16 protein-coding genes are annotated in these 19159 nt (G+C 73.7%); 8 read left to right on the top strand and 8 right to left on the bottom strand.

The window, feature by feature from the left end:
* Positions 1-60: 60 nt before the first annotated feature.
* A complete protein-coding gene (locus C4U03_RS33150; RefSeq protein WP_235018293.1) occupies positions 61-1332 on the top strand; it encodes a sensor histidine kinase in 1272 nt (423 codons plus the stop codon).
* 94 nt (positions 1333-1426) lie between these two features.
* Complete coding sequence (locus C4U03_RS33145) at positions 1427-2098, top strand: response regulator (protein WP_103943793.1); 672 nt, start codon at positions 1427-1429, stop codon at positions 2096-2098.
* Here C4U03_RS33145 and pta read toward each other — a convergent pair.
* From pta to C4U03_RS33130, 3 genes are all read right to left on the bottom strand, one after another.
* A complete protein-coding gene (gene pta / locus C4U03_RS33140) occupies positions 2074-4116 on the bottom strand; it encodes a phosphate acetyltransferase (RefSeq protein ID WP_103943661.1) in 2043 nt (680 codons plus the stop codon). The genes C4U03_RS33145 and pta overlap by 25 nt on opposite strands.
* Before the next feature lie 236 nt (positions 4117-4352).
* Positions 4353-5309, bottom strand: coding sequence for a quinone oxidoreductase family protein (locus C4U03_RS33135; RefSeq protein ID WP_103943659.1), 957 nt, complete (start codon positions 5307-5309; stop codon positions 4353-4355).
* Positions 5310-5325: 16 nt separating this feature from the next.
* Positions 5326-6102, bottom strand: a complete 777-nt coding sequence (locus tag C4U03_RS33130) for an SDR family NAD(P)-dependent oxidoreductase (protein ID WP_103943791.1) — start codon at positions 6100-6102, stop codon at positions 5326-5328.
* A 62-nt stretch (positions 6103-6164) separates the two neighbouring features.
* Here C4U03_RS33130 and C4U03_RS33125 point away from each other — a divergent pair, with 62 nt between their 5' ends.
* Entirely contained in the window at positions 6165-7388 is a 1224-nt protein-coding gene (locus C4U03_RS33125) for an acyl-CoA dehydrogenase family protein (protein WP_103943657.1), read from the top strand.
* Positions 7385-8047, top strand: a complete 663-nt coding sequence (locus C4U03_RS33120) for a TetR/AcrR family transcriptional regulator (RefSeq protein WP_103943655.1) — start codon at positions 7385-7387, stop codon at positions 8045-8047. The genes C4U03_RS33125 and C4U03_RS33120 overlap by 4 nt, the downstream gene beginning before the upstream one ends.
* 15 nt (positions 8048-8062) lie before the next feature.
* Here C4U03_RS33120 and C4U03_RS33115 read toward each other — a convergent pair whose 3' ends face one another.
* Positions 8063-10417: an AMP-binding protein gene (locus tag C4U03_RS33115; protein ID WP_235018292.1), complete on the bottom strand. Its 2355-nt coding sequence runs from the start codon at positions 10415-10417 to the stop codon at positions 8063-8065.
* A gap of 4 nt (positions 10418-10421) precedes the next feature.
* On the bottom strand, positions 10422-11444 hold the full coding sequence (locus C4U03_RS33110) for a 3-oxoacyl-ACP synthase III family protein (RefSeq protein ID WP_103943653.1): 1023 nt from the start codon (positions 11442-11444) through the stop codon (positions 10422-10424).
* Between the two features lie 975 nt (positions 11445-12419).
* Between C4U03_RS33110 and C4U03_RS33105 the strand changes: the two genes are divergently transcribed.
* The 3 genes from C4U03_RS33105 (at position 12420) to C4U03_RS33095 (ending at position 14539) form a co-directional block, all read left to right on the top strand.
* Positions 12420-12827, top strand: a complete 408-nt coding sequence (locus tag C4U03_RS33105) for an ATP-binding protein (RefSeq protein ID WP_103943651.1) — start codon at positions 12420-12422, stop codon at positions 12825-12827.
* Positions 12828-13032: 205 nt separating this feature from the next.
* The gene (locus tag C4U03_RS33100) at positions 13033-13518 is read left to right on the top strand and encodes a luciferase domain-containing protein (protein ID WP_103943649.1); all 486 of its coding nucleotides are present in this window, start codon (positions 13033-13035) and stop codon (positions 13516-13518) included.
* 175 nt (positions 13519-13693) lie between these two features.
* Positions 13694-14539 (top strand): DUF4253 domain-containing protein, encoded by an 846-nt coding sequence (locus C4U03_RS33095; protein ID WP_103943647.1) that lies wholly within the window; start codon positions 13694-13696, stop codon positions 14537-14539.
* Positions 14540-14573: 34 nt separating this feature from the next.
* Here C4U03_RS33095 and C4U03_RS33090 read toward each other — a convergent pair whose 3' ends face one another.
* From C4U03_RS33090 to C4U03_RS33080, 3 genes are all read right to left on the bottom strand, one after another.
* Positions 14574-14888: an ArsR/SmtB family transcription factor gene (locus C4U03_RS33090; protein ID WP_103943787.1), complete on the bottom strand. Its 315-nt coding sequence runs from the start codon at positions 14886-14888 to the stop codon at positions 14574-14576.
* 50 nt (positions 14889-14938) lie between these two features.
* Entirely contained in the window at positions 14939-16702 is a 1764-nt protein-coding gene (locus C4U03_RS33085) for a fatty acyl-AMP ligase (protein ID WP_103943645.1), read from the bottom strand.
* Between the two features lie 101 nt (positions 16703-16803).
* Positions 16804-17751 (bottom strand): acyl-CoA desaturase, encoded by a 948-nt coding sequence (locus C4U03_RS33080; RefSeq protein WP_103943643.1) that lies wholly within the window; start codon positions 17749-17751, stop codon positions 16804-16806.
* 292 nt (positions 17752-18043) lie between these two features.
* Here C4U03_RS33080 and C4U03_RS33075 point away from each other — a divergent pair, with 292 nt between their 5' ends.
* Entirely contained in the window at positions 18044-19153 is a 1110-nt protein-coding gene (locus tag C4U03_RS33075) for a hypothetical protein (protein ID WP_103943640.1), read from the top strand.
* The last annotated feature ends 6 nt before the right edge of the window (positions 19154-19159 follow it).

The raw sequence follows: 19159 nt of genomic DNA, 5'->3' as shown, positions 1-19159 counted from the left end.
CAGGGTATCCCTCTCGGGGGTCAGGCCGCCGCGGCCCGCCCGGGCTTAGGCTCTGGGCAAATGTCCGAGTACCCCACTGACCGTCACCCCCGCAGGGCGGGCTTCAGCGACGCCGCGCTCCGCCAGGCGGTGCTGGACGCCGCCGTCCGCGCGCCCAACGAGCCGCCGCGCGTCCTGATGCCCGGCCGCCGCTGGGTCCGCTGGCTGGAACTGCTGCTGGTGACCGCCATGGCCGTCGGGTTCACCGGCGGCACGATCGCGATCCCGCTGAACATCTTCGACCCCCGTCCCCCGGCCATGCTGGCCGTGGTGCTGGCCCTGATGCAGGCCGCGCCGCTGGCGTTCGCGCCGCGCTGGCCGCTGGCGGCCTGGCGGATCAGCGCGCTGGGCCTGCTGGCCGGGGCGCTGCTGCTGCGCGAGGACTACTTCTGGCCGTGGCCGGTGACCTCCTGGCTGGCGTTCGTGGTGATCCTGTTCTTCACGGCGGTGGGCTACGACCGGCCGGTGGCGGTGGGGGCCGGGCTGGTCAGCGTCGGCGGGCTGATCGTGCCGGGGGTGGTGGTGGCCGGGATGCCCGACTGGTTCGGGCTGATCCTGGCCGGGATCGTGGTGCTGGTGCTGGCGTTCGGCGACGCGGTCGGCGGGCGCTACACCGCGGAGCTGAGCCTGGCCGAGCAGGAGGCGCTGCGCCGTCAGGACCTGGCCCGGCAGGCCCGGCTGGAGGAGCGCGCCCGGATCGCCCGCGAGCTGCACGACGTGGTGGCCCACCACATGTCGGTGATCGCCATGCAGGCGGAGGCGGCGCCGTACAAGATCCCGGACCTGCCGGACGCGGCCCGCGACACCTTCGCGCTCGTCCGCGACGCCGCCCGGGACGCGCTGACCGAGACCCGGCGGGTGGTGGGGCTGCTGCGGTCGGAGGATGAGGGAGCCGAACGGCGCCCGCAGCCCGGCCTGGAGCGGCTGGAGGAGCTGGTCAGCGGGGCGCGGCGGGCGGGGCTGTCGGTGGACGCGGCGATCGTGGGGGTGCCGCGGCCGGTGTCGGCCGGGGTGGACCTGTCGGCGTACCGGATCGTCCAGGAGTCGCTCAGCAACGCCTCCCGCTACGCGCCGGGCGCCCGGGTGTGGGTGGAGGTCCGGTACGGGCGGCGGACGCTGGCGGTATCGGTGACCGACGACGGGCCGCGTACCTCCCCGGCCGAGCCCGGCGGCGGGCACGGGCTGGTCGGCATGCGCGAGCGCGTCGCGATGCTCGGCGGCACGCTGTCGGCGGGCCCGGCCGAGCCGCGGGGCTGGACGGTGGTGGCCGAACTGCCCTACGGCGACGGCTGAGCCCGGACGGTCGGGCCCGAACGGCCGGGCTCAGCGGGCCGAGCCCACCGGAGCCGGGTACGCCCCGGGGCGCGGCGGTCCTAAAGTGTTGATCGTGACCATTCGCGTGCTGATCGCTGACGACCAGGTGATGATCCGGGACGGCCTGGTCGCCCTACTGTCCTCGGCCCCCGACATCGAGGTGGTCGGGCAGGCCGGCAACGGGCTGGAGGCCGTCGCGCTGGCCGGTGAGCTGGATCCGGACGTGGTGGTCATGGACATCCGGATGCCGGAGATGGACGGGCTGGCCGCCACCGCACGGATCGTCGGCGGGGCCCCCGAGGAGGGCGCCGCGCCGGCCGGGCCCCGGGTGCTGGTGCTGACCACCTTCGACCTGGACGAGTACGTCTACGAGGCGCTGGGGGCGGGCGCCAGCGGGTTCCTGCTCAAGGACGCCCCGGCGGCCGACCTGATCAACGGGGTGCGGGTGGTGGCCGCCGGGGACGCGCTGCTGGCCCCGTCCATCACCCGGCGACTGATCGGCGACTTCGCGCGGCGGCGGCGCCACCAGCGGCCCAGCCCGGCGGCGACCGCCACGCTGACCCCGCGCGAGCTGGACGTGCTGCGGCTGATCGCGCGCGGGCTGTCGAACGCGGAGATCGCCGCGGAGCTGGTGCTGGCCGAGCAGACCATCAAGACCCATGTCGGGCACGTGCTGACCAAGCTGGCGCTGCGTGACCGCACCCAGGCCGTGGTGTACGCCTACGAGAACGGGCTGGCGGGCTGATCGGGCGGTGACTGCGCCTGGATCGCGGTGATCGCCACGGCGTTGACGATGTCCTGGACGGTGGCGCGCGGCGGCAGCGCGTTGACGGGCCTGCGCAGGCCCTGCAGCACGGGGCCGATGACCGCCGCCCCGGCGGCCCGCCGCTGCTGCACCAGGGCGTCGCCGACGTCCAGGTCCGGCACGACGTAGACGGTGGCCTCCCGGCGCTCCACGGCCTCCTCGTGGGTGACCGGGCCGGCCACCGGCAGCTGCGGGGCGCGCTGGCGCAGCAGGGCGGTCGCGGCGCGCGCCTGCTCGCCGCCACCGCGCGTGCCGGCCGGGTGCGCCAGCAGCGCCAGGTGCGGGTCGATGCCGAACCGGCGGGCGGTGGCGGCGGCCGACAGCGCGATGCCGGTCAGCCGCCCGGCGTCCGGTTCGGGGACGACCAGGCAGTCGCCGTACAGCAGCACCCGGTCGCGCAGGCACACGAAGTGGACGCTGGAGACGATCCCGGCGCCCGGTGCGGTCTTGACGATCTCCAGGGCGGGGCGGACGGTGTGCGCGGTGGTGTGCACCGCGCCCGACACCATGCCGTCGGCCAGCCCCAGGTGCACCATGAGCGCGCCGAAGTACTGCACGTCGGTGACCAGGTCGCGGGCCAGCCGGTAGGTGACGCCCCGGTGCGCCCGTACCTTGGCGTACTCGACGGCGAACCGCTCGCGCAGCTCCCGGTCGTAGGGGCTGACGACCCGGGCGGCCGACACGTCCAGGCCCAGCTCGGCCGCCTCGGTGCGGACGGCCTCCTCGTCGCCGAGCAGCGTCAGGTCGGCCACGCCCCGGCGCAGCAGCACGTCGGCGGCGTGCAGCACACGCGGGTCCGAGCCCTCGGGCAGCACGATGCGGCGCCGGTCGGCGCGCGCCCGCTCCAGCAGCTCGTACTCGAACATCAGCGGGGTGATCTCGGGGCTGCGGCGCACCCCGAGCCGGGCGGCCAGCGCGGTGCCGTCGACATGGTCGGCGAACAGCCCCAGCGCGGTCTCGATCTTGCCGTGCGCGTCGGGGGTGAAGCGGCGGCCGGTGGCGGCCGACAGCCTGGTGGCGGTCTCGAAGGTGTCGCCCTCGGTGATGATCACCGGCAGCCGGACCGACATGCCGTCCAGCAGCCGGGCCACCGCCTCCGGCAGTTCCATGCCGCCGGTCAGGATGATCCCCGACAGCGCCGGGAAGGTGGGCGCGGCGTGCGCGGCCAGCAGGCCGGGCAGCAGTGAGGCGGCCCGGTCGGAGGGGATCAGGATGGCCACGCCCTCGCTGAGCCGGTTGAGGATGTTGGGCAGCGACATCGCGCCCACCATCAGCCCGGTGGCCTCCCGGCCGAGCTGGTGGTCCTCCCCCAGCATCAGGTAGCCGCCGCAGGAGTCCATCAGCCCGCTGATCGTCGGGGCGTCCAGCCGGGCCACCTCGGGCAGCGCGTAGACCGGTGGGCCGTCCGGGCGGGCGGCGGCGCGGCGCACCTCTTCCAGCCGCCGGGGGTCCGTCCTGGTGATCACCACGGCCAGCAGGTCGGCCTGCTCGTTGCGCGCCTCCTTGACCGCCAGGTCGGCCGCGGCGGCGGCCTGCTCGGGGGTGCGGCCCAGGCCGTTGACGGCCAGCAGGACGGGGATGTCCAGGCGGGCGGACATGGCCGCGTCGAATCCGGCGGGGGCGGGCACGTCGACGTCGGTGTGGTCGGTGCCGACGACGACCACGGCCCCGCACCGGTCGGCCAGCTGCCGGTAACGCTTGGTGATCTCGGCGACGGCGGCCTCGGGGTCGGCGGCGAGGTCGTCGTAGGTGACCCCGACGCACTCGGCGTAGTCACAGGACAGCTTGAAGCGGGCGCGCAACGTCTCGACCAGGTCGTCGCGGGCGTCCCGGCGGACCACCGGGCGGAACACCCCGACCGTGCCGACCTGCCGCGACAGCAGTTCGGTCATGCCGAGGGCGAGCGTCGCCTTCAGGCTGGCGGCGTCACCGGCCGCGACATAGACCCCACACGTCATAGCGCGATCGTCCCAGAGTCAGGGGGAAAGCCGTATCCCCGGAATTACAGCTCACTGAACGATCGGCCGCCGGGAGACCTCGCCCCCGATGTCCGGATTCGTCCGCCGCCAGGGTACGCGCTGGAAAGTGGCCCTCCTCACACCGCCCGGCGGCCCGGTGGCGTGCACCGGGCCGCCGGGCCCGTGGTCGTCGGGGCTCGCGGCCCTTCCCGATCGCGGTGGGACGGGCGGATGCGCTAGCGGGAGGGGTCCAGGACGAGCTTGCCGGTGGTGCGGCGGGCGCGCAGGTCCTCGTGAGCCTTGCGGGCCTCGTCCAGCGCGTACTCGCCGCCGCAGATCACGCGCAGCCGCCCCTCGGCGACCAGTGCGAACAGCTCGTCCAGGGCGGTGCGCATGACGTCGCCGGGCAGCCGGAACACGTGCGTCAGCCACATCCCGGCGATGGTGGTCGAGTGCGCCATCAGGGTGGCGGGGTCGACCGGCGCCGGGGGCTTGCGCGAGGCCATGCCGTAGAAGGCCAGCCGGCCGAACGGGGCCAGGGCCCGCAGGCTCTGGTCGGTGACCGTGCCGCCGGTCATCTCCAGCACCACGTCGACGCGCCTGCCGTCGTTGGCCTCGATGAGCGCGGACTTCATGTCCTCCGCTCCGGCGTCCACGGCGACGTCGGCGCCCAGTTCCAGGGCCAGCTCCCGCTTGTCCTTGGAGGAGGCGGTGGCGATGACGCGGCCGGCGCCCCACGCCTTGGCGAGTTGGACGGCGAGGGTGCCGACACCGCCGGCGGCGGCGTGCACGACCACCGTCTCCCCCGGCGCCAGGTGGACGCTGCGGCGCAGCAGCACCCAGGCGGAGGCGCCCTGGACGACCATGCCGAGCGCGGTGACGTCGTCCACTCCGTCGGGCACCTCCCAGGTCATGGCGGCGGAGGCGACGGCCCACTCGGCGTACCCGCCGGACCCGGTCAGCGCGACGACACGGCGGCCGTCGGCGGTCCGCCCCACGACCTCCCCGCCGGGCACCATCGGCAGTGTGGAGCGGCTCAGGTAGCTGTCCTCGGCCTGGTGGGTGTCGGCGTAGTTGATCCCGGCGCGGGAGACCTCGATGAGCACCTCGCCGGGACCGGCGACGGGCCGGGGCAGTTCGGCCGGCGTCAGCACCTCGGGGCCGCCGAACTCGGTGATCTGGATGGCTCGCATGATCGCCTCTCTTCGGTCAGCGGGGACCGGGGACCCCGCGGAACTTGAACGGCTCGGAGGGACGGCCAGGCACCACGTACCATGCCTCGCCGGCGCCGTCCGAAGCCAGGATCTGCATGAACGCCGTCACGACGTCGGACACCTCGAGGATCGGGAAGCCCGTCTGCTCCAGGTGCTCCTTGATGTCGGTGATGATGTCAGTGTCGGCGAACGACGGGCACAGCGCGTTGATCCGGATGCCCTCCGGCAGGTGGTTGGGGCCCAGCGCGCGCACCAGCCCGACCACCGCGGCCTTGTTGGCGCCGTAGATCGGGTCGAACGGGGTGGCGGTCAGCCCGGCCATGCTGGCGGTGGCGACGATGTCCCCGCCGCCGCGGGCCCGCAGCGCCGGCAGGGCCGCCGCCACGCCGTAGACCACGCCGTCGAGGTTGATGGCCATGGCCCGCCGGTAGGCCTCGGGGTCGAAGTCGCGGCCCAGGCCGCAGTCGCCGGTCACCCCGGCGTTGAGGAAGGCGATGTCCAGCCCGCCGAACCGGTCGGTGGCGGCGGCGACGGCGGCCGTGCTGTCGGCCGGGTCGCGCACGTCGCACCGCACGAACGCGCCGTCGATCTCCCCGGCCAGCTCGTTCCCGCGCTCGGCGTCGATGTCGGACACCAGCACCCGGGCGCCCGCGGCGGCCAGGCGGCGCGCGACGGCCGCGCCGATGCCACCGGCTCCTCCGGTGATCCAGGCGACCTTCCCGGCGTATCCGGCGCCCGCTGCGCTGTCGCCCGCACGGCTCGCGGCGTCCATCCGCACCTCCAGGTTTCCTGCCTCGGCAAGTATGTGACTGACTCGTCAGTTACTGTAGCGCCATGGACTTCGGTTTGAGCCCGCGGGCCCAGGAATACACGGCCCGTCTGCGCGACTTCATGGACACCCACGTCTACCCCGCCGAGACCGTCTACGCGACCCAGCGGGCCGAGCTGACCGCCGCCGGACAGCAGCACACCGTCCCCCCGGTGGTCGAGGAACTCAAGGTCGAGGCCCGCAGGCGCGGGCTGTGGAACCTGTTCCTGCCCGACGCCGACGACCCGGCGCACGGCCTGACGGTCACCGACTACGCGTCGCTGGCCGAGATCATGGGCCGCTCCCCGCACCTGGCCCCCGAGGCGACCAACTGCGCCGCCCCGGACACCGGCAACATGGAGGTGCTGCACATGTTCGGCACCCCCGAGCAGCAGGAGCGGTGGCTGCGCCCGCTGCTGGACGGGGAGATCCGCAGCGCGTTCGCGATGACCGAGCCCGAGGTGGCCAGCTCCGACGCCACCAACATCGCCACCCGGATCGAACGCGACGGCGACGAGTACGTGATCAACGGCCGCAAGTGGTGGATCACCGGCACCGCCGATCCGCGCTGCCAGATAATGATCGTCATGGGCAAGACCGACCCCGAGGGCCATCCCTACCGGCAGCAGTCGATGGTGCTGGTGCCGATGGACACCCCCGGCGTCGAGGTCGTCCGGCCGCTGCCCGTGTTCGGCTACTCCGACCAGCACGGGCACTGCGAGATCACCTTCACCGACGTGCGGGTGCCGGTGGCGAACCTGGTCGGCGAGGAGGGCGGTGGTTTCGCCATCGCCCAGGCCCGGCTCGGCCCCGGCCGCATCCACCACTGCATGCGCGCCGTCGGCATGGCCGAGCGGGCGCTGGAGCTGATGTGCGAGCGGGCCGTCTCCCGGGTCGCCTTCGGCAAGCCGCTGGCCCGGCAGGGCGTGATCCAGCAGCAGATCGCCGAGTCCCGGATGGCCATCGAGCAGGCCCGGCTGCTGACCCTCAAGACCGCCTGGCTGATCGACCGGCACGGCGCCAAGGGCGCCCGCGCCGAGGTCGCCGCCATCAAGGTGATCGCGCCCCGGGTCGCGCTGGAGGTGGTGGACCGGGCCATCCAGGTACACGGCGGCGCCGGCGTCAGCGGCGACACCCCGCTGGCCCAGATGTGGGCGGCGCTGCGCACCCTGCGACTGGCCGACGGCCCGGACGAGGTGCACGTCCGTTCCGTCGCCCGCGCCGAACTGGGTAGGTATCTCGGCAAATGACGAACTCCACGGGGGCGGGCGGTGTCCGGCAGCGGATGCCGTACGCGCGCCGCCGCGAGCAGCTGCTCGCGGCGGCGCTGGGCGAGTTCGGGCGGCGCGGCTTCCATCTCACCCAGATGGAGCACGTCGCCTCGGCCGCGGGGGTGTCCAAGGCGCTGCTCTACCAGCACTTCACCTCCAAGGAGGAGCTGTTCTCGGAGGTGACGGGCGCCATCGTCGCCGAGCTGACGGACCGGATGCGCACCGCCGCGGCCTCCACGCACTCCTCCGTGGAGGGCGTGCGCGCGATGGTGCGGACGCTGTTCGACTACGCCACCGAGGAACCGGCCGGCTGGGCGCTGGTCATCCGGCATCTGGACAAGCCGGAGGTGGGCGACGACCTGCGGGGGATCCGCGACCGGATGGGCGAGGAGTTCGCCGGGCTGCTGCTGCGCCGCCGCCGCGCCAACCCGGCCCTGTCGCCCGCCGAGCTGGCCGCCAACGAGCGCCGCGCCCGGCTGCTGGCACCGCTGATGTACGGGTCGATGCTGTCGATGGTGTCGTGGTGGCTGGAGCATCCCGACACCCCGCGCCGCAAGGCCGAGAACATGGCGGTGGAGTTCATCTGGCTGGGCCTGGACCGGCTGCGCTCCGGCGAGCGCATCCGCTTCGAGGACTGACCGCCCGGGCGGTCCTCACTCGGCCAGTGCCCGCTGCCGCCCGACCAGGGCCCGCAGGGCCGCGCGGTCCAGCTTGTGGGATCGGCCGGCGCGGGGGAAACCGGGCAGGACGACGATCCGGTCGGGCAGCGCCCCGGCGTCGATCACCTCCGGCAGCTCCCGGCGCAGGCGGGCCGGCAGCGCGTCCGGGGGCACGCTGCCGTCCGGCAGGACCGCGACCACGACCTCCTCGTCCCGGGTCACCGGGTCGGGCAGGCCCACCATCGCGGCCTCGGCCACGCCCGGGAGCGCGGCGATGGCCGGCTCGTACAGGCCCGGGTAGATGTTGACCGACCCGCGGATCAGCATGTCCTTCTTGCGGCCGACCATCACCAGCCGACCCCGCTGGTCCAGGCGGGCCAGGTCGCCGGTCTCCAGCCACTCCAGCGGCGGGTCGCCCAGGTACCCCAGGCAGGTGTTGGGGCCGCGCAGCAGCAGCTCGCCATCGTCGGCGATCCGCGCGGCCACCCCGGGCAGGGGCGCGCCGAGCAGGTCTCCCCCGGCACCGCCGGACCAGTGGGCGAACTTCTCGTGGGCGTCGGCGATCGAGACCGGCAGCATCTCGGTCATCGCGTAGACCGACAGCACCTCGGTCCGCTCCCCCGCCGCCGCCACCGCGCGCCGCAGCACCGCCGGGGGTACCGGCGCCGAGCCCAGCAGCAGGTAGCGCAGGGACCGCGGGAGCCGGTCGGTCTCCTCCAGCATCCGCGCCAGATGGACGGGCACGCAGAAGGCGTGCGTGACGCCGCGCCGCGCCACCTCGGGCAGGAAGCCGTCCACGGGGTCGCGGCCGGACGGGATCGACCAGCGGGCACCGGCCAGCAGCGCGGGCAGCCCGAGCATGAACCCCGCGTCGTGCACCACGTCGCCGGGCCCGAGTGGGAAGCGCTCGCGGCACAGTTCCAGGCCGGCGGCCAGTGACGCCGCCGAGTGCACGACGCCGCGCGGCCGGGAGGTCGTCCCCGAGGTGAACACCACCACGGCGGGCGCCCCGGGGTCGCGTTCGCCGTCCGGCTCGGGCGCGGGGCCGCGCATCAGGGCGGCGAAGTCCAGCGCCCCGGCGGGTACGCCCGGCAGCCGCGGCCCGACGTGGACGTGGCGCATCCGCAGGTCGGTGACGCCGGGCAGCAGCAGCCCGGCCCGGCGCGCCACCCCGCGCAGGACGCCCAGCCGGTTGAGGGAGTACAGGGCCGACTCGGCGATGACCCAGCGGGGCCGGGCGGCACGCAGCCGGGCGGCGAACATCTGCGGACCCGCCCCCGGGTCGCAGATCACCAGGGTGCCTCCGGCGGCGACCACGGACAACGCGATGATCACGGTCTCGGCCGAGTGCCGCACGCCGACCAGCACGCCGTCGCCGGGCCGCAGCCCCGCCCGCCGCAGCCCGTGCGTCACCGCCAGGACCCGATGCCGCAGCTCCCCATAGGTCATCCGGCGGTCACCGGGGCCGTGCACCAGCGCCACGGCCCCGGGGGTCCGCTCGGCCTGGGCCAGCACCCGCCCGACCAGGTCGGCGTCGTCGATTACCCGGGGCGCCTTCGGCGGGTCGGCCGGAGGGCGGCGGGGTCTGCGCACGGGCAGGCGGACGTCCACCACCTCGGGCCGGTGGCCGTGGTCGGCGTACCAGGACAGAGTGCCGCGCAGCCCGTACGCCCGGGCCCGGCGCATCGACCAGTACACCCACACGTCGCGGCGCCGCCCGTAGGCCGTGGTCACCTTCCGGACGCGGTTGACCAGCTCGCGGTCGTCGTGGACCTCCTCGATCGGGGCGCGCGGGAAGCCCCCGGACCGCTCGTACAGCTCGGCGGTGATGGCCAGCGTGCAGGCCGGGCTCATCACGTAGGGGCCGAGGTAGTCCGGGTCCCGGTTGGCGGGCCGGAAGCGGCCGAACAGGGCGGCCAGCTCCTGCAACAGCGGCAGCAGGCGCCGTTCCTTCCAGGTCAGCGGGAACTCGTCGGTGCGCGGCCGGAGGCCGCCGGCCACCATCTGCAGCCCGTCGTCGAAGGCGCGGACGATCGCGGTCGTCCAGTGCGGCGGCGGCAGGCAGTCGGCGTCGGTGCGGGCCAGGTGGGTGGCGCCGCGGGCGATGGCGTGGCGCATGCCGGTGTCGGCGGCCGAGCCGGTGCCCTTCTGCGACTCGTGCAGCAGCTCCAGGTTCAGCTCCGGATGCGCGGCGGCGTACGCCCGCACGACGTCGGCGGTGTCGTCGGTGCTGGCGTTGTCGACCACGATCACGCCTTCGGGGGCGCGCCGCTGGGCCGACAACGCCTCCAGCGTCGCGGTGATGCCCGCGCCCTCGTTATAGGCGGGCACGACGACCCACAACTTCATCGGCTCACAGCTCCAGGAAGACCGCGCCGAGGCTGACGCCGCCGGCCAGGCCGAGCAGGGCCACCCGGTCGCCGGGCCCGCAGCGGCCCTCCTCCTGGGCGGTGGCCAGTTGCAGGGGCAGCGTCGCCGACGCCAGGTTGCCGTGCTCGGGCAGCGTCACCACCAGCCGGTCGGCGGGGATGCCGGTCCGCTCGCGCAGCAGGTCCAGGTAGGGCATCGCGACCTGGTGGACGCAGACCACGGCGAAGTCGTCCCAGCGCAGTCCGGTGTCGGCCAGCGCCTTGTCGAACAGCCCGGTGCCCAGCGACAGGAAGGCGTCCCGCAGCCGGCGGCCGTCGGCATGGAAGTAGGTGTACTCGGGGTCGCGGGGGTGCATGGTGCCGCCGCCGGGCAGCGTACCGACGTCCCAGGAGGTGGAGTCGGCCTCGAACGCCCGGTGGAAGATCCCGCCGCGCGGCACCGGCTCCAGCAGCGCCGCCGCACCGCCGTCCGACATCGTGTAGCCCGGGAACGCCTCGGTGAACTGGCGGAGGTCGCGCACCCGCCAGCGGATCGCCCGCGAGGGCATCTCGCCGGTGCACACCAGCACCCGGGCGTACTGCCCGGCCTGGATGAGCGCCTCGGCGATCTGGACGGCGTTCAGGAAGCTGTTGCAGGCGTTGGTGACGTCGAACACCGGGCAGCCGGTGCCCAGCTTGGCCGAGACGATGTGCGCGGTGGCGGGCTCGACCAGGTCCTGGCTGGCCGAGCCGAAGATCAGCAGGTCCACGTCGCCGGGCGTCAGGCCGCGCCGCTCCAGCAGTCGCCGGGCGGCCCCCACCGCCAGGTCGGAGGCCTGCTGGTCGTCGGCGGCCAGGTGGCGGGTGCCGATCCCGGTCAGCCGGGCGACGATGCCCGGCAGCGGCCGGTAGCCGTCGCTGCCGCGGGCGACGCGGGCCTCGACCTCTTCGCTGGTCACCGTCCGTTCGGGCAGGAAGGCGGCCACGCCGGTGACGCCGACCCGGACCATCCGGTCCCCCTCGGTCATGGGCGGGTTCCCCTCTCTGCGCCCGGTGGACGGCCGCGCCGCCGGGCGGCGTGGCGGACACGACCGGTGACCAAAAGGCCGTGATCGTTACTTTGAGGAAATACCAGATCACAACGGCCGGGTCTTCGGCAAGTCGATCACGCGCTTCGGACTTGGCACGGTCCGCCCGGCCCGCCCGTTCCCCCGGTCGCCTTCCGTACGGGTCTGCGCCCGGTTTACCTCGGCCCCGGAATGGCCGCCGCCATTGGCCGCCGGGCCCGACGACTTTATCGCCGGGCAGGCAAACGCCATGGCCACCCGGCGATTTCCGATCCGCCGCCCGCGTTCCAGTGAACGGCCTGCGGCCGGCGGCACCTCGGCCGGGCGGCCGCGCGGCGGCCCGCCACGGCGTTCCGGAGACCTTTTCGGCACCCTTTGAGAGAATGCCCTCCGCCGCCCTCCTGCGAGCCTTTTATGGCCCGTTCCAGACACCGGGCAACGGCATGGAGGTCCCTACGGCCACACAATTTCCGTAGCGATCCCGCTACCGACGGTCAGTGTCATCCCGACCCCATCGAGAGCCCGCGGGACCCCGGGAGCGCGGACCTTCCGGAGGGCGGCGGCACCTACCGGATCGCTCCCCCCGGCCATCGGATGAACCGGGCAGAAAATCTTGCAAAATTTACCCGGCGGTCACAACAACTCAATACTTCACTGCGCGCGACCGGCCGATCGCCCGTCCGGACTGTCATTGTCAGAGCGCTGACAACAAGCACTCACCCGCTTTTCGGAACGCCACAAGCCTTGGCAGCGGGCCGCATGGTCGGATGAGACGGCCGAGCGGACCGCCCGGCGCCGGGCCACGGCAGGCGCCGAGCCGAGGGAGTGTCCGGTCGGCAGGAAGGCAGGTACGTCACCATGGCGGGTCAAGTCGGTCAGCGAGTACGGACACGGCCACGCCTCGGTGCACGTCCCGAGCCGCACGGGGAGGTCACCATGCCGGCAGGCAGAACGGGACCCGTAGGCGCCGTCCGCGGGATCCTGACGTTCGACGGCAACACCACGGATGTCGCCCAGGCGCGCGGGTTCGTCGACAGCACCTTGCGCCATCACCCCGACCGTGAGACCGCGGTCCTGCTCACCAGTGAGTTCGTCACCAACGGCATCGTGCACGGCACGGGCGCCATCACCGTGGTGGTGCTGGAGACCGAAAGCGGTGTCCGGATCGAGGTGACCGACGCCGGCTCCGGGAAACTGCCCCGGATGCGCGAGTCCGGCGTCGACGCCGAGGGTGGCCGGGGCCTGTTCCTGGTCGACCACCTGGCCTCCCGCTGGGACCACGTCCGCACCGACGCCGGGCTCACCGCCTGGTTCGAACTGGACACCACGGCGCCCGCCGGCTGAACGCCCGGCCGCGGCGGCCACGACCGGGAGCCCGCCGGGGCGGATGTGTTCCGGTCCGGCCGGATTCCAGTCCGGCCGGAAAGTTTCTTGATCATGCCCGTAAACGGTTCGGCGGCGGGCGGGCGACCATCAGCCGACCGGAATTCAACGACGGCGATAACGATTTCGACTCGGGTGGTTCCGTGTCCCCTGGCGGACGGCGACCATGAACGATGTGGCAGCCCTGGGGAGTGGCGCGTCCTCCTTCGCCGACCGGCTCGTGAAGCGGTTGAACACCTGGCCCGCGGTGAGCATCGGGCGGGCCGACTGCGGGATCGGGTTCGGCCTGGGGGTCGGCCCCCGCCAGATCCTCCATCTGCATTCCGCCGACCTGCATTCCGCCGACGAGGCCGAGCTGCTGCTGACCCGGCCGGTCATCGAACGGCTCGGCGCCGCGCTGGCGCGGTCGGGCCGGGTGGCGGTGCGGCCCGGCGGCGACTGGGTGCGGATCGGCCTGTCCACCGACTCCGACGTGACCCTGGTGCTCTCGCTGGCGAGCGTGGCCATCAAGGCCGCCGGCGACCCGGTTGGAACGAGCCAGGCGACGCCCTGCTCGGCCGCCGAGCGGCCCGCGGCCGAGCAGACGGCCCCCCGGCCCGGGCGCGACCCCGGACCGGCCGCACTGAGCGGGAACGGCCCCCGGCGGACGTGAGCCGGCCGCCGCGCCGGGCCCGCTCCGTTGCGCCCCTCCCGCCGGCGGTCCCGCCCGGGCGGGTCACGGATGCGAGCCGAATCGGCGCCCGGCACCGCCACGCGCACCGACCGCACTAACATCCTGCGGAGTGCCAAGATCCTGTTGGCACGCTTCTGCACCGAAACGGCCCGAAATGGATGATCACGAGCGCCGGCCCGCCCCGCCGGCAGAACTGCGTCCCCCCGGTCTGCGGCACCTGTTCGGCGACGGGGGCGTAGGGCGTACCCTGGCGGCCGAGCTGCCGCCGGGGACCGTGGTGTGGCCGGACCCCGGCTACCCGCAGCGCCACCCGGTGCGCCGCCCGGCGTTCTGGGTGAGCGACGGGCCCGTGCCCGCCGGGCTGTGGGGCACGCTGCGCAGTGAGCACCCGCGCTCGGGCCTGTGGCCGGTGCTGCTGGACGAGTCCACCCAGCCCTGGTCGGCGGGGCAGGTGGCGCCCGAGCCGGTGTCGGAGATCGACAACTACGATCCGGCGGCGTTCATGGCCGAGGTGTGGTCGGACTGGTGCGCGCACCAGATCGACGGCGACTACTCCGAGCTGGATCCGTACGGCAAGAACTGCCCGGGGCTTGCACCGCCCGGCATCCCCGTGCACGACCCGGACGAGCTCGCCGACCGGTACGCCGCCGCCCTGACCCGGCGGGGCCTGTCGCTGGGCCTGGCGGCCGTGGAGCGGGGCGCCGACGCGCTGACCGCGATGGGGTGGCAGGGGGCGCTCAACCACAACGAGTGGACCGCCCCGCTGGCCGCCGTGGTGCGGGGCTGGGAGGAGCGGTTCGGGGCCCGGGTGGTCGGGCTGGGCTTCAACACGCTGGACCTCAGCGTGGCCGCGCCGCCGCTGACGTCCCGGCACGCCCTGCAGGTCGCCGCCGAGCACTGGGCGTTCTGCCCCGACACGATGTTCCAGGGGCCGGGCACGCTGATCGGATACGCCGAGGAGATCCGCGGCAAGACGGCGTGGTCGTTCTGGTGGGACTGACGTCCCCGGCGGCGGGCACGGGCCCGGGGACGTCTCAGGGCACCAGCTCGGCGTCCTCGGCGAAGACCAGGTCGAGCAGGCCGGGGAAACGCGCGTCGAGGTCGTCGCGGCGCAGCGTCAGGTAGAGCCGGCGGCCCTCGGGACGCTGGCGGATGACACCGCTTTCGCGCAGCACCCGCCAGTGGGTGGTGAGGGTGGACTTGGGGGCCGGGACGTCGATGGCCCCACAGGAGGTCTCCTCGCCGGAGGCCAGCGCACGCACGATGCCGAGCCGGATGGGGTGGCCCAAGGCGTGCATCACGTCCACGAGCCGGATCTGCTCGCGCGCGGGGTGGTGCAATGCCGCCATGGGGACCACCATAGGGCACCGTTACCGGCCGGAACACGCTCCGGCCCGAGTCACCCCTGGTGCGGGCGGGTAACGGGAAGCGTGCCGTCCAGATAGGCCCGCCGGCAGGCCGACCGGGCGACCTTCGCGCTGCTGGTCCTGGGCAGCCCGCCGGGCTCCAGCAGCACGAAGTCGCGCAGGTGCACGTCGTGCCGGAGCTGGACGGCGGCGCGGACCGCGGCGGCGACCTCCGCCGGGTCGAGCCGGGCGACGGGCACCCTGCGGTTGCGCTCGGCGATGATCACCACGCCCTCGGTGTCGTCGCCGGTGACCGCGAACGCCGCCGCGTAGTCGTGCCGGACGGCCTCGTGCGCGGTGCAGGCGGTGTACTCCAGGTCCTGCGGGTAGTGGTTGCGCCCGTCGACGATGATCAGGTCCTTGATCCGGCCGGTCACGTACAGCTCGCCGTCGTGCCACAGGCCAAGGTCGCCGGTGCGCAGCCATGGCCCGGCCGGGACGCCCTCGGCGGGCTCGGCGAGGACGGCCCGGAAGAGCTCGGCCGTGGTCTCCGGACGTCCCCAGTAGCCGTCCGCGACGTTGGGGCCGTGCACCCAGATCTCGCCCACCTGCCCGTCCTGCCTGGCCACGCACGTCTCGGGATCCACGACGAGGACGTGCTGGCCCCAGGGGGCGCCGCAGCCGACCAGCAGGGAGGCGTTCTCGTCATCAGGGCCGCACGGGCGGGCCACGCCTTGTTCGAGCCCTTCGCGGTCGAACGCCGTGGTGGTGGGCGGGCGGTCGCGACGCGAGGCGGTGACGTACACGGTCGCCTCCGCGAGCCCGTACGCGGGGACCTGCGACTGCGGGGTCATCCCGCAGCCGGCGAAGGCCGCCAGGAAGTCCTCCATCGTGCTCGGCCGGATCGGCTCGGCGCCGTTCATGAAGACCGAGACCCCGCTCAGGTCGAGGCCCCGCTTCTCCTCCTCGGTGACCGTGGCGGTGAGGTACTCGTAGGCGAAGTTGGGGCCGCCGGTGAAGACGTCCCGGTAGCGGCTGAGCAGTTCCAGCCAGCGCACCGGCCGCATGATGAACGCCACCGGGTCCATGAACGTGCCCGGGTTTCCGTACACCAGCGGCAGCCCGCACACCGAGACCAGACCCATGTCGTGGAACAGCGGCAGCCACATGACGCCGGTCGAGGTGCGCGGCGTCCCGTCGAAGGCGCCCCACAGCTGGACGGCGTTGGCGGCGAAGTTGCCGTGGGTGATGATCACGCCGGCGGGGGTGCGGGTGGAGCCGGAGGTGTACTGCAGGTAGGCGACATCGTCCGGACGGACCTCCTCAGGGGTCCACTCCGCGTCGTCCGCGCCGAGGTCGTCCACCACCACGATCTGCTTGGGCCGGGGCACTGGGTTCCGGTCGAGGAACGCCTCGACCTGCGGCAGCACCGCCGAGACGGTGAGCACGCACTCGGGGTCGGCGTCGGTGTAGACCGCCAGCAGCCGCTCGGCGTGGCCCGGTAGGTCCGGGGAGAACAGCGGGACGCCGATGGTCCTGGCGTACATGGCGCCGAAGAAGGCGACCACGTAATCCATGCACTGCGGCGCCAGGATCGCCACCCGCCGGCCGGGCTGGCACGCCCGGCGCAGCGCCGCCGCCACCGCGCGGGCCCGCCGGTCGAGCTCGCTCCAGGTGAGGTCGGTCACCGCCCCTTCGACGTCGGTGGTGTAGTCGACGAACGTGTAGGCACGGTCGTCGGGGTACTCCTTCGCCCAGCGTCCCAGCCGGGTGATCAGCGGGGTGCGGTCGATGTCCGGTAGCGCGGGGACGGTCATGCGGGTCTCCAGTGGTCACGGGACGGGGACGGCGGCCGGACGACCCCTGCGGAGCGGAGATCGCCCGGTCCGCGTCCGGGGCGCCCGGCGGAACGGGGATGTCAGGGCAGCCGGCGGGCGGCCAGGCGCTGCTCGTCGGGCCAGCGCACGTCCCACACCCAGCCGAGCCTCTCGAACGCCCAGATCACCCGGGCGCTGATGTCGATCTGGCCCTTGAGCACGCCGTGCCGGGCGCAGGTGGGGTCGGCGTGGTGCAGGTTGTGCCAGGACTCGCCGAACGAGGGGATGGCCAGCCACCACACGTTGCGGGAGCGGTCGCGGGTCCGGAACTCCGCCTTGCCGAAGACGTGGCAGATGGAGTTGATCGAGAACGTGATGTGGTCGCCGAAGAAGACCTTCATGAGCCCGCCCCAGAACAGCGCGGTGACCGCGCCGTGCCAGGACCAGGTGAGCAGCGCGCCCAGCGCGAAGGGCACCGCGAAGGTGGAGAGCACGATCAGCGCGTACACCGGGTTGAGCGACAGGAACCGGATGTCGGGGTCGGCCAGCAGGTCCGGGGCGTAGCGGCGGCGCGAGGTGCGGTCCTTAGTGAACAGCCAGCCCATGTGCGCGTGGAACAGGCCCTTGGTGAGCCCGACGAGGCCGGGCCCGTACTCCCACGGCGAGTGGGGGTCGCCCTCGGCGTCGGCGTACTTGTGGTGCCGCCGGTGGTCGGCCACCCAGCGGATCACCGAGCCGTGCATGGCCTGCCCGCCCAGAATCGCCAGCGTGATCCGCAGCCACCGCTTGGCCTTGAAGCCGCCGTGGGTGAAGTGCCGGTGGTAGCCGACCGTGATGCCGATGGCGTTCAGCGGATACAGCACCGCGAGGATGGCGACGTCCGTCCAGCCCATTCCCCAGCCCCACACGAACGGTACCGCCGCGCAGGCGGCCAGGATCGGCACGCCGACAAACAGCACCACGGCGATCCGCTCGACCAGCGGCACCGGGTGCGGGGACAGGTCGCGCTGCCGGGCCCAGCCCGTTTCTTTCACGGTCACGGTGGCCATCAGGAGCCTTCCTCAAGGTCCGGGGTCGCCCCCTGCAGAACGGAATTCAGGCGATGACCGTACGGTCCGGGTGGGCGGGGCTCTTCCGATCTGGGGACCGAATCTCGCGGAGTTCTTGTGAGCGAAGTGACAACGGGCCGGCATCCGGTGGGACGGCTGTTGCCGACCGGCCCCAGCGGGTGGCATTCTCACCTCGTCCGGCGATCCCCGCGTAGGAGACGACATCAGGCGTAAGGAGCATTCCGCCGTCCCCCGGTCCCGCCGTTGGCCGCCCGCCCTGCTGGGGGTCCTGGTGGCGGGCACGCTGGTCACCGACGTGTGTGTGCTGGCCTTCGGTGACCTCGGGCAAACGGCCGAACGCACGTCCATCGCGGCCCCCGACCGGTTCGTGTCCATCTCCAGCGACGCCGCACGCCCGGCCGCCGCACTGGTGGCGCCGCTGCGCGAGCAGCACACCCCGCACCTGCTGCTGGCCCATCCCGGCACGCTGCCGGCGGAGGCGGTGGAACGTGCACGGCGCACCAAGGGGGTGGCCGCGGTCGAGGTCGTGGACGCCGCCAGCGCCCAGGTGGCGGGGCGGCGGGTCGGGCTGCTGGGAGTCGACCCCTCGACGTTCCGCGCGTTCGCCCCGCAGGCGTCGGCGGTGTCCGACCCGCTGTGGCAGTCGGTGGCCAGCGGGGACCTGGTGGTCTCCTTCGGCCTGGGCCAGTCTGGGCGGCTGGCGCTGGGCGGCACGGTCACCGCGGGCAGCAGCGCCGCCCCCGGCCAGGTGCGCGTCGGGGCGTACGCCACGATGGGCATCGCCGACGTGGACGCCGTCGTCTCGCGGACGCGGGCCAGGGAGCTCGGGCTGCCCAGCGGCAACGCCCTCATCGTCAGCGCCCGCAAGACCAGCCCGGAGAAGCTGGGCAGGACGCTGCGGAAGATCCTGCCGCGCGGTACGAAGGTCGCCGTGCTGGCCCCGTCACGGCAGCGGGCCCCGGTCCGGCAGGCGCCCCGGGTGACCGGCCGGCCCGACGGGCTGCGCGGCTCCTCGACCCCGATCACGGGCAACCGGATGACGCCGCGGATGCGCGCGGTGGTGCTGGAGCTCAACAACCGGTTCGGCCCGTTCCCAACGATCGGCTGTTACCGGACCGGCGCCGACGCCCAGGACCACGGGTACGGGCGGGCCTGCGACTTCATGGAGAGCGTGGGCGGGCGGACGCCCAGCGCGAGCGCATTCAGGCATGGCGACCAGGTGGCGGCGTACGCGACCGGCAACGCCGCCCGGCTGGGCATCCACTACGTGATCTGGAAGCAGCACATCTGGAACATCCGGGGCGGCGGCTGGCGCCGGATGGCCGACCGCGGCAGCATCACCCAGAACCACTACGACCACGTGCACATCTCGGTGCGCTAGCCGCCC

The organism is Thermomonospora echinospora (assembly GCF_900108175.1).
In the GTDB taxonomy this organism is placed as follows: domain Bacteria; phylum Actinomycetota; class Actinomycetes; order Streptosporangiales; family Streptosporangiaceae; genus Thermomonospora; species Thermomonospora echinospora.
Note: the sequence above shows the minus strand (reverse complement) of the source record. Positions and strands in the feature narration are given on the sequence as shown.

What these genes read in the sequence shown, in the direction of transcription:
- C4U03_RS33150 (WP_235018293.1), top strand. Translation starts at nt 61, where the DNA reads ATGTCCGAGTACCCCACTGACCGTCACCCCCGCAGGGCGGGCTTCAGC.
- pta (WP_103943661.1), bottom strand. Translation starts at nt 4,116, where the DNA reads ATGACGTGTGGGGTCTATGTCGCGGCCGGTGACGCCGCCAGCCTGAAG.
- C4U03_RS33135 (WP_103943659.1), bottom strand. Translation starts at nt 5,309, where the DNA reads ATGCGAGCCATCCAGATCACCGAGTTCGGCGGCCCCGAGGTGCTGACG.
- C4U03_RS33130 (WP_103943791.1), bottom strand. Translation starts at nt 6,102, where the DNA reads ATGGACGCCGCGAGCCGTGCGGGCGACAGCGCAGCGGGCGCCGGATAC.
- C4U03_RS33125 (WP_103943657.1), top strand. Translation starts at nt 6,165, where the DNA reads ATGGACTTCGGTTTGAGCCCGCGGGCCCAGGAATACACGGCCCGTCTG.
- C4U03_RS33120 (WP_103943655.1), top strand. Translation starts at nt 7,385, where the DNA reads ATGACGAACTCCACGGGGGCGGGCGGTGTCCGGCAGCGGATGCCGTAC.
- C4U03_RS33115 (WP_235018292.1), bottom strand. Translation starts at nt 10,417, where the DNA reads ATGAAGTTGTGGGTCGTCGTGCCCGCCTATAACGAGGGCGCGGGCATC.
- C4U03_RS33110 (WP_103943653.1), bottom strand. Translation starts at nt 11,444, where the DNA reads ATGACCGAGGGGGACCGGATGGTCCGGGTCGGCGTCACCGGCGTGGCC.
- C4U03_RS33105 (WP_103943651.1), top strand. Translation starts at nt 12,420, where the DNA reads ATGCCGGCAGGCAGAACGGGACCCGTAGGCGCCGTCCGCGGGATCCTG.
- C4U03_RS33100 (WP_103943649.1), top strand. Translation starts at nt 13,033, where the DNA reads ATGAACGATGTGGCAGCCCTGGGGAGTGGCGCGTCCTCCTTCGCCGAC.
- C4U03_RS33095 (WP_103943647.1), top strand. Translation starts at nt 13,694, where the DNA reads ATGGATGATCACGAGCGCCGGCCCGCCCCGCCGGCAGAACTGCGTCCC.
- C4U03_RS33090 (WP_103943787.1), bottom strand. Translation starts at nt 14,888, where the DNA reads ATGGCGGCATTGCACCACCCCGCGCGCGAGCAGATCCGGCTCGTGGAC.
- C4U03_RS33085 (WP_103943645.1), bottom strand. Translation starts at nt 16,702, where the DNA reads ATGACCGTCCCCGCGCTACCGGACATCGACCGCACCCCGCTGATCACC.
- C4U03_RS33080 (WP_103943643.1), bottom strand. Translation starts at nt 17,751, where the DNA reads ATGGCCACCGTGACCGTGAAAGAAACGGGCTGGGCCCGGCAGCGCGAC.